This window comes from Halorubrum halodurans, assembly GCF_002252985.1.
GTDB classification, from domain to species: Archaea; Halobacteriota; Halobacteria; order Halobacteriales; family Haloferacaceae; genus Halorubrum; species Halorubrum halodurans.
This window is the reverse complement of the sequence record NZ_NHPJ01000103.1, coordinates 51,087-59,483: the sequence shown is the minus strand read 5'-3', so window position 1 is coordinate 59,483 and position 8,397 is coordinate 51,087. Positions and strand designations below refer to the sequence as shown.

The window sequence follows — 8,397 nt, the reverse complement described above, 5'->3', positions numbered from 1 at the left end:
CATGTACCTCCACCGCGACGCGGGACCGACGGCTCCGCCGGCGGCCCCGTCGGTCCCGCGTCGCGGTGGAGGTACATGTACGCGAGCACCGGCAGAATGGTGAACACGAGCGTCGCGAGGAACCACGCCAGCGCCCGGTCGCTGCCGCGCGCCTTCGCGTCCCGGTAGATCCAGACCGCGACCGCGAGGACGATCCCGTACACCGCGCCGTAGTGGAGCACGGACCGGGCCGTCGCGAACTGGAGGAGAACCGGGCCCATGTGCGGGTCTCGGGAGCCGGGAGAGAAGAGCGTGGCGGTCGCGATCCGGCGGGCCGCTCAGTCGTCGGCGCGGGGCGTCGGCGGCGACCCGGCGAGGCGGTCGCGGTCGTGGGGGGCCTCGAAGTCGAGGTCGGGGCCGCACGCGATGATCCCCGAGGGCGTCACGTCCGGATGGGTGGTGTAGTAGTGTTCCTTGATGTGGTCCATGTTCACCGTGTCGGCGACGCCCGGCGTCTGATAGAGGTCGCGCAGGTACGGCCAGAGGTGCTCGTACTGGTGGACGTACTGGCGGTTACACATGAAGTGCGTGTGGTACACCTGGTCGAACCGGACCAGGGTGGTGAACAGACAGAGGTCCGCCTCCGTCAGGGAGTCGCCGACGAGGTACCGCCGGTCCGCGAGGTGCTCGTCCCAGCGGTCGAGCGCGCCGAAGAGGTCGTCGACGGCGTCGTCGTACGCCTCCTGTGAGGTCGCGAAGCCGGCGCGGTAGACGCCGTTGTTGACGGGCTCGTAGATCTCGGTGATCACCTCGTCCACCCGGTCGCGCGTCTCGGCGTCGTCGGGGAGCAGCGAGACGTCGTTGCCGAGGTCGTCGAAGGCCGTCGTCAGCATGCGGAGGACCTCGCGGGACTCGTTGTTGACGATCGTCTCCGCCGCCGTGTCCCAGAGGACGGGCACGGTCACCCGGCAGGTCGCGTCGGGGTCGGCCGCGACGTACAGCTCCCGGAGGTAGTCGCTGCCGTGGAGGCGGTCGGGCGTACACCCCGCCTTCTCGGGCGTGAACCGCCAGCCGTCCTCGCCGCGCCACGGGTCGACGACGCTGACGCCGATGGCGTCCTCCAGGCCGAGCAGCGACCGCGCCAGCAGCGTGCGGTGGGCCCACGGACAGGCGTACGAGACGTACAGGTGGTACCGTCCGGCCTCCGGCTGGAATCGCTCGTCGGGCTCGGCGTCGACGCCCTCGGGCACGTCGCTGCCGGCGATCCAGCTCCGGAACGTCGTCTCGCCGCGCTGGAAGGCCCCGTCCTCGTCGGTGGATTCGTACGCGTCGGTCCGCCACTCGCCGTCGACGAGCTGGTTCATACGCCCACGACGGGCTCGAGGCCCATAACCGGGGCGGGGACGCGCACGTCACCGGGCGGCGCCGGACCACGACCGGGTGGCGCTGGCGATCCCGGCGCGTCCACGACCGCTGCCGCATGCCGACGGCTTTAACCGGGGCGGCGCGGTATGCTCCATCGTCATGGCCGCACAGGCGATGGATCGCGTTCCGCGATCGTAACGAGGAGTTCTACGTGAGCACGGACAGTTCAGCGCGAGCGGCGGCCGCTCGCCGATCGACGTGGGGTGTACAGGGATGTTGACCGGCAGCGAGAGCGACGCGAACCCGATGGTCCGCGCCGGGATCGACGCGGCGGCGTTGAAGCCGGCCGAGTGCGACGTCGCTCGGGCGGTCGACCTCCCGGTCGACCGCGTGGCGATCGACTACGAGGGCCGCGAGCACTTCCCGGACGCCGCGACGCTCGAGGCGATCGCCGCCGAGAAGTCGCTGTACGTCACCACGCCAGTCCGCGCGGACGGGTTCGACCCGCTCGGCGACGACTCGCTGCTCGACCGGGTTCCCGACCGGGCGCGACGGCTGCTCGTCGCCGGCCACGGCGCGTACCTCGACGAGTCGGAGGCGTCGCGGGCGATCGCCCCGCGGTTCGGGGCCGCCCGGACGGCCGCGCCGGACGCGTGGATCGGGACCGAGGGCGTCGAGCGGCTCGCGCTCGCGGCCGGCGGGACGCAGTACGAGCTGCTCTCGCGGTCGACCGAGCGGGACGCGCGGGCGCTCCGCGCCGCCGGCTTCGACGGCGAGATCGCCGTCTACGCCCCGACCGTGCTGACCGACGACGAGGACGCGGTCCTCGAGGCGGTCGGCGCGTACGTCTCCCGGCGACGGCCGGTCGCCCGCGCGCTCCCCGACGGGGACGACTCGGACGACGGGAGCCCCGCGACGGACGCGACCGCCACGGGCCGGACCCGCGAGGTGCTCTCCGCGGCCGCGCGCGACTTCGCGCTCGTCGGCTCGCCGGAGACGGTCCGCGAGCGCGTCGACGAACTCCGGGACGTCGGCGTCGACCGCGTCGTCGGCTACCCCGCCCGCGGGATCGACGAGTTCCTGTCGTAGGGATCGCCCGCCGCCGGACCGTTTTTATCGCCGCTTCGAGAAGAGCCGTCCATGGCAGACTCGAACCCATCGAACGGTGTGGAGCCTTCGGATGCCACCGAGACGACGTCCGCGTCCGTGGCGGTCGTCGGCGGCGGCGCGGTCGGCGTCACCGCCGCACACGACCTCGCCGAGCGGGGCGCGACGGTGACGCTCTTCGAGCGGGACGACCTCGCGAGCGGCGCGTCCGGGCGGGCGGCCGGCGTGCTCTACGACGCCTACGCCGAGGACGTCGACGCCGCGGTCGGCGCCCGCGCGATGGAGCGGTTCCGCGAGTTCGACCGGGCGCTGTCCGGCTTCGACTTCTCGCCGTGCCCGTACGTCATCGCCGTCCGCGAGGGCGACGAGGACGCCGAGGCGGTCCCGGAGATGGTCGACCGCATGCGCGATCACGGCCGCGACGTCGCCGTTCTCGACCCCGAGGAGCTCGGCGAGCGGTTCCCGCTCCGGACGGACGACCTCGCGATCGCGGCCGTCGGCGAGGGCGCGGGCTGGGCCGACCCCGGCAGCTACGTCGTCGCGCTCGGCGAGCGCGCGGCGCGGGAGGGCGTGACCGTCGAGACGGACACGAAGGTCGAACTCGTCGCGGACGCCGACGCGACGCTCCGCGTCGACGGGACCGAGCGGGCGTTCGACGCGGTCGTCGTCGCGGTCGGCGCGCACACCGAGCGGTTCCTCGAGGGCGGCGGGATCGCGGTTCCGGTGAAGCCGTACCGCGTCCAGGCGCTGACGAGCCGGGTCGCCTACGACGGGCCGATGACGTACGACGCGACCGCCGGCGTCTACTTCCGACCGCACCCGATCGGGCTGTTGGCCGGCGACGGCACCGAGCCGTTCGAGGCGGACCCCGACGCGTACGACCCCGAGGGCGACGACTGGTTCGTCGAGAACGTCTCGGGGACGCTCCGCGAGCGCGCCGACCACGACCCCGAGGTGGAGCGCGCGTGGGCCGGGTTGTGTACGGCCACGCCCGACGGCGACCCGATCCTGGGGCCGGTCGCGGAGGACGTCTTCGTCGCCGCCGGCTGGCAGGGACACGGGTTCATGCGCGCGCCGGCGACGGGGGAGGTCCTCGCCGAGGGCGTGCTCGCGTCGCTGTCGGGCGCGGCGGTCGACGACCCCGACTCGCCGTGGATCGAGGCGTTCGATCCGGGGCGGTTCGAGGGCGACGAGACGTTCGAGATCGAGGAGGGAATGTCGGTCAGCAACCGGTAGCTACGAGTCGTCGCCCTCCTCCGCGTCGCCCTCCTCGACCACGTCGAGCGACTCGGCCGCGCCGTCCTTCGGGATCTCGACCCGCAGCGTGCCGTTTCGGGTGAGCGTCGCGTTCGCGCCGTGGGGCGTCACGTCGGCGTCCGCGGGGAGCTCGGCGCTGCCGGAGAGGGTGAGCCCGCGGCCGGGGAACACCACGTCGAACCCGTCGTAGAAGTCGCGGAAGCGGTCGAGCCGGACCTCGACCGTCCGGTCGAGGAACGTCACGTCCACGTCCTCGCCGGTCACGCCGGGCGCGTCGAAGACGACGAGGTAGGCGTCCTCGCTCTCGAGGAGGTCCGAGGAGAGGGGCCGGCGCTCCTGCATCCGGCTCCAGCCGCGGCCGACGCGCTCGAGCGCCTGCCGGAGGACCGAGCGGCCGGTGTCGACGATGCGGGTCACGGGGTCACACCTCGATCTCGGACAGGTCGCTCCCGCCGCAGTACGGGCACGTCAGGTCCGCCACGGCGTGGTCGTCGGGCACGTCGTAGGTGTAGTGGTTCTCGAACATGTCGAGTTCGCAGTCGTCGCGCTCGCATTTGACCTCCATCGTCGATGGCATTGCCCGATCGTTGGACCGGGGACGGCTTAAACGGCGTGGCGGCGGCGACGAGAGCAGCGGACCGAGTTCGGCCGCGCCGGCTCAGACGCCGAACCCGCGCAGTCGCTCGGGGACGACCGTGTACTCGGCGAGGACGACGAGGGCCGTCCCGACCGCGACGCCGACCAGGAGGACGTCGAGCCACCGGCGCAGCGGGATCCCGAACGCGAGCGAGCCGCCCAGCCACACCGGGAACGCGAGCAGCGCGAGGACGATCCCGACGGTCCCGAGCGTCTCCCGGCGGTCCTCGGGGAGCCGGTCGCGGGCGAGCCACGCCGCCGGACCGACGACGAGCGCGCTCGCGACCGCGACGGCGAGGAGGACGACCCACGGAACTCCGCCGGCCTCGAGGAGCCGAGCGGCGCTCAAGGCGGCCAGGAGGCCGACGGAGCCGTACGTGAGGAGGGTCGCGCGGCGGGGGGACATACGCGACCGGTTCTCCTCGATCGGTCATAAACGGTCGGGCGAAGGATCGTGAGCACAGATACAAAGATACAGACGTACATTTATGTTCGAAGACTGCCGATCAACGAGTATGCCCATCGGAATCGACGAGTTCGACTCTCACGACCCGAACGATCGGGAGACGAACGCGGAGCGGGTCGTTCGATTTCTGATCCGCAACCGGGATAAGGCGTACAAGGCGGCCGAGATCGCGGAAGCAACCGAAGTCAGCGAGAACTCGATCCATCCGGTGTTGAACCGACTCGCCGAGCGGGATCTGGTCCGGCATCGGGAACCGTACTGGGCCATCGGCGACCTCGATGTGGTCCGGGAGGCGACGACGTTCGGCTCGACGGCGGGCTTCCTCGACGACGAACTCGGACCGGAGAGCCGGAAGGAGTGGTTGGCCGCGGCGCGGGAGGGGGACGCGAAGAGCGACGAGAACGGTGAAGACGAGTGAGCGGTTCGGAGCCCGCCTTCGACGACCTCGAGCGAGGTCACGTGGTTCTCGCACCCGATCCGTTCAAACCGGAGGACGACGCGACCCGGCCGTGGGTTGTCGTCAACACGGAACGACATCCCTTCGATAAGCGACAATACGTCGTCATGGGACTGACGACGAGGACGTGGTACGATGAGCGAATTCCGATCGGATCGGACCAGTACCGCCACCGGCGCGCGCCGCGAGACAGTTCGATAGTTCCCCACGCGGTGGCGTCACTCGGCCCGAAGCTGATGACGGCCTACGTCTGTCGGATCGAGGACGAACCGCTCGATCAAGCGGTCGATATGCTTTCGACGTATCTGTAGCCGGGATAGGCGAGCGTACACGTCGTGGTCCCCACCGTTCCGCACGCGTTTTCCCTCTCGGCCGAGTACGGGCCTCCACCATGACCGATCCGGCCGACCTCTCCGTCACCGTCGTCGACGGCTACGTCGACGAGCCGGCGCACTTCGGGGTGCCGCCGTACGTCTCGACGTACCCGCGGTACACGGCCGGCGCGCTCGTCGACGCGGGCGTTCCCGAGGGGCGGATCACCTACCACACCATCGACGAACTCCGCGAGGACCGGAGCAAACACGCCGACGTCGCGGACGCGGACCTGTTCGTCTACGTCGGCGGGATGACCGTCCCCGGCAGCTACGTCGGCGGCACGCCCGCCGAGCCGGACGAGGTGCGCGAGCTGGGGTGGACCGCCGACGGCGTCACGCTGCTCGGCGGCCCGGTCCGCTTCGGCGTCGGCGAGGAGAACGCCGGCGCACAGGAGACGGAGCGCGACGACCTCGACTACGACTTCGTCGCCAAGGGGGACGTGGAGGCCGCCGCCCACGACCTCGTCGCGAACGGGCTCGAGGGGTTCAACGACCGGATGCGCGACAACGCGGAGGTGGACCGGTGGGCGGCGAGGGGCGCGTTCGTCGTCGAACACCACCCCAACCACCCCGACTACCTCATCTGCGAGATGGAGACCTCCCGCGGCTGCGCGTACCGCTGTTCGTTCTGTACGGAGCCGCTGTACGGCAACCCGTCGTTCCGGGAGGCGCGCTCCGTCGTCGACGAGGTGGACGCGCTCTCGGAGTGGGGCGTCAAGCACTTCCGGCTGGGTCGACAGGCCGACATCCTCGCGTTCGGCGGCGACGGCGAGGCCCCGAACCCCGACGCGCTCCGGGAGCTGTACGGCGGGATCCGCGAGGTCGCGCCCGATCTCGAGACGCTCCACCTCGACAACATGAACCCGGTGACGATCACCGACTACCCCGAGGCCTCCCGCGAGGCGATCCGGGTCATCGCCGAGCACAACACGCCGGGCGACACGGCGGCGTTCGGGCTCGAGTCCGCCGACCCGGTCGTCCAGGAGGAGAACAACCTGCTCGTCACCGCGGAGGAGTGTCTGGAGGCGGTCCGCGTCGTCAACGAGGAGGGCGGCTGGCGGCCGGGCGATCCCGTCGCCGGCGACCCCGGCGGCGTCGCGGGGCCGGACCCCGACCGCCGCTACGGCCCCTCGACCGGCCCCGACGCCTCGCCGCGGCTCCCGAAACTGCTCCCCGGAATCAACCTCGTCCACGGGCTCGCGGGCGAACGTCCGGAGACGTACGAGCACAACAAGCGGTTCCTCCAGTCGGTCTACGACGAGGGGCTCATGCTCCGCCGGATCAACGTCCGACAGGTGATGGCGTTCGCGGGCACGGAGATGGCCGAGACCGGCGCGGAGATCGCGAAGGAGCACAGGGACCGCTTCCAGGCGTACAAACGCGAGGTTCGCGAGACGATCGACAACCCGATGCTCGACCGGGTGGTCCCGCCCGGCACCGTCCTTCCCGACGTCCACCTCGAGTACCACCAGGACGGCAGGACGTTCGGCCGCCAGCTCGGCACCTACGCGCTGCTCGTCGCCGTCCCCGGCGAGCGCGAGCTGGGCACCGCGATCGACGTGGCGGTCACCGACCACGGCTACCGCTCCGTGACGGGCGTCCCGTACCCGCTCGACGTCAACGCGGCCTCGATGGACGAGCTGACCACGATCCCCGGTATCACCCGGAACACCGCCGGCGACGTCGTCGTCGGCCGGCCGTACGAGACGGTCGCGGACGTCGACGCCGGCGTCGCCGACCTCTCGCGGTTCGCGGTCGCCGGCGACACGCGCGTCCCGATCCCCGGCCGCGACCGCGCCGGCTCCGGTCCCGGTCCGGACGCCAGGTCGCCGCTCGGTCGGGGGGACTGATGGGGGACTCGATGGATCGGTCGGACGCGGACGAGTCCGGATCGCCACCCGCGGTCGGCCGCGTCGAGGTCCCCGTCGACACCCGTGCCGCGACGGGGACGACGAACGCGTACCTCGTCGACGGGCTCCTCGTCGACCCCGCGGCCCGAACGGCGGCGTTGGACGCGGCCGTGGCGGAACACGGGTCGCCGGCGGACGACGACGCCGGAGCCGGGATCGAGGCGATCGCCGTCACCCACACGCACCCGGACCACGTCGGCGCGATCGGCGACTACGCGGCCCGGACGGGCGCGACCGTCCACGCGCACGCGGACCACGTCGAGCGGTTCCGCGACGCGACCGGCGTCGACCCGGACGCGACGTTCCGCGACGGCGACGCGATCGGGACGACCGGCGTCCGCGCGCTCGAGACGCCCGGACACGCCCCCGACCACGTCGCGTTCGCGGTCGAAGCTGAGGTCGCCGACGAGGAACCCGCTGCCGAGGCGATCGTCGGCGACCTCGCCGTCGCCGAGGGGAGCGTGGTCGTGGGCGCGCCCGAGGGCGACGTCCGCGAGTACCTCGCGAGCCTGGAGCGGGTCCGGGACCGGGGCTTCTCCCGCCTCCACCCCGGACACGGGCCCGCGATCGACGACCCGGCCGCGGCCTGCGAGCGGCTGATCGAGCACCGCCTCGCCCGCGAACGGCGGGTGCTCGCGGCGGTCGAGGCCGGCGCGAGCGACGTGGACGCGGTGCTCGAGGCGGCCTACGACCAGGACCTGTCCGGCGTCGAGGACCTCGCACGGGCGACGGTCCGCGCCCACGTGGCGAGGCTGGTCGCCGAGGGCCGGGTCGACGCGTCGTGGAACGACGGCTAACGAGGGTCGAGCGCGACGAACGGCCGAGAGGCCGCCCCCGACGCCGCAC

Annotated in this window: 11 protein-coding genes; 6 read left to right on the top strand and 5 right to left on the bottom strand. The window is 72.1% G+C overall.

Annotation, left to right across the window (positions count from 1 at the left end):
- A partial coding sequence (locus DJ70_RS12000) for a hypothetical protein (protein ID WP_094533312.1) occupies positions 1-260 on the bottom strand: 260 nt, incomplete at its 3' end.
- A 57-nt stretch (positions 261-317) separates the two neighbouring features.
- Entirely contained in the window at positions 318-1,343 is a 1,026-nt protein-coding gene (locus DJ70_RS11995) for a glutathione S-transferase family protein (protein ID WP_094533310.1), read from the bottom strand.
- Between the two features lie 274 nt (positions 1,344-1,617).
- On the opposite strand from DJ70_RS11995, the gene DJ70_RS11990 reads away from it, so the two are divergent.
- Entirely contained in the window at positions 1,618-2,433 is an 816-nt protein-coding gene (locus DJ70_RS11990) for a DUF7388 family protein (protein WP_094533308.1), read from the top strand.
- A gap of 51 nt (positions 2,434-2,484) precedes the next feature.
- Positions 2,485-3,687, top strand: coding sequence for an NAD(P)/FAD-dependent oxidoreductase (locus tag DJ70_RS11985; RefSeq protein ID WP_094533306.1), 1,203 nt, complete (start codon positions 2,485-2,487; stop codon positions 3,685-3,687).
- Here DJ70_RS11985 and DJ70_RS11980 read toward each other — a convergent pair whose 3' ends face one another.
- The 3 genes from DJ70_RS11980 to DJ70_RS11975 all read right to left on the bottom strand — a co-directional run bounded on the left by DJ70_RS11980 (position 3,688) and on the right by DJ70_RS11975 (position 4,750).
- A complete protein-coding gene (locus tag DJ70_RS11980; RefSeq protein ID WP_094533304.1) occupies positions 3,688-4,125 on the bottom strand; it encodes an Hsp20/alpha crystallin family protein in 438 nt (145 codons plus the stop codon).
- Between the two features lie 4 nt (positions 4,126-4,129).
- Entirely contained in the window at positions 4,130-4,285 is a 156-nt protein-coding gene (locus tag DJ70_RS17460; RefSeq protein ID WP_179234049.1) for a DUF7559 family protein, read from the bottom strand.
- An 81-nt stretch (positions 4,286-4,366) separates the two neighbouring features.
- Complete coding sequence (locus DJ70_RS11975) at positions 4,367-4,750, bottom strand: hypothetical protein (RefSeq protein WP_094533302.1); 384 nt, start codon at positions 4,748-4,750, stop codon at positions 4,367-4,369.
- A 109-nt stretch (positions 4,751-4,859) separates the two neighbouring features.
- On the opposite strand from DJ70_RS11975, the gene DJ70_RS11970 reads away from it, so the two are divergent.
- The 4 genes from DJ70_RS11970 to DJ70_RS11955 all read left to right on the top strand — a co-directional run bounded on the left by DJ70_RS11970 (position 4,860) and on the right by DJ70_RS11955 (position 8,348).
- A complete protein-coding gene (locus DJ70_RS11970; protein ID WP_094533300.1) occupies positions 4,860-5,228 on the top strand; it encodes a TrmB family transcriptional regulator in 369 nt (122 codons plus the stop codon).
- A complete protein-coding gene (locus DJ70_RS11965) occupies positions 5,225-5,578 on the top strand; it encodes a type II toxin-antitoxin system PemK/MazF family toxin (RefSeq protein WP_094533298.1) in 354 nt (117 codons plus the stop codon). The genes DJ70_RS11970 and DJ70_RS11965 overlap by 4 nt, the downstream gene beginning before the upstream one ends.
- Before the next feature lie 80 nt (positions 5,579-5,658).
- Positions 5,659-7,491 (top strand): radical SAM protein, encoded by a 1,833-nt coding sequence (locus DJ70_RS11960; protein WP_094533296.1) that lies wholly within the window; start codon positions 5,659-5,661, stop codon positions 7,489-7,491.
- Positions 7,491-8,348 carry an MBL fold metallo-hydrolase gene (locus DJ70_RS11955; RefSeq protein ID WP_094533294.1) on the top strand — a complete coding sequence of 286 codons (858 nt, stop codon included), beginning with the start codon at positions 7,491-7,493 and terminating at the stop codon, positions 8,346-8,348. Before DJ70_RS11960 ends, DJ70_RS11955 begins: the two co-directional genes overlap by 1 nt.
- Positions 8,349-8,397: the final 49 nt, after the last annotated feature.

Coding starts and splice junctions, on each gene's coding strand:
- DJ70_RS11995 (WP_094533310.1), bottom strand. CDS start 1,343: ATGAACCAGCTCGTCGACGGCGAGTGGCGGACCGACGCGTACGAATCC.
- DJ70_RS11990 (WP_094533308.1), top strand. CDS start 1,618: ATGTTGACCGGCAGCGAGAGCGACGCGAACCCGATGGTCCGCGCCGGG.
- DJ70_RS11985 (WP_094533306.1), top strand. CDS start 2,485: ATGGCAGACTCGAACCCATCGAACGGTGTGGAGCCTTCGGATGCCACC.
- DJ70_RS17460 (WP_179234049.1), bottom strand. CDS start 4,285: ATGCCATCGACGATGGAGGTCAAATGCGAGCGCGACGACTGCGAACTC.
- DJ70_RS11975 (WP_094533302.1), bottom strand. CDS start 4,750: ATGTCCCCCCGCCGCGCGACCCTCCTCACGTACGGCTCCGTCGGCCTC.
- DJ70_RS11970 (WP_094533300.1), top strand. CDS start 4,860: ATGCCCATCGGAATCGACGAGTTCGACTCTCACGACCCGAACGATCGG.
- DJ70_RS11960 (WP_094533296.1), top strand. CDS start 5,659: ATGACCGATCCGGCCGACCTCTCCGTCACCGTCGTCGACGGCTACGTC.
- DJ70_RS11955 (WP_094533294.1), top strand. CDS start 7,491: ATGGGGGACTCGATGGATCGGTCGGACGCGGACGAGTCCGGATCGCCA.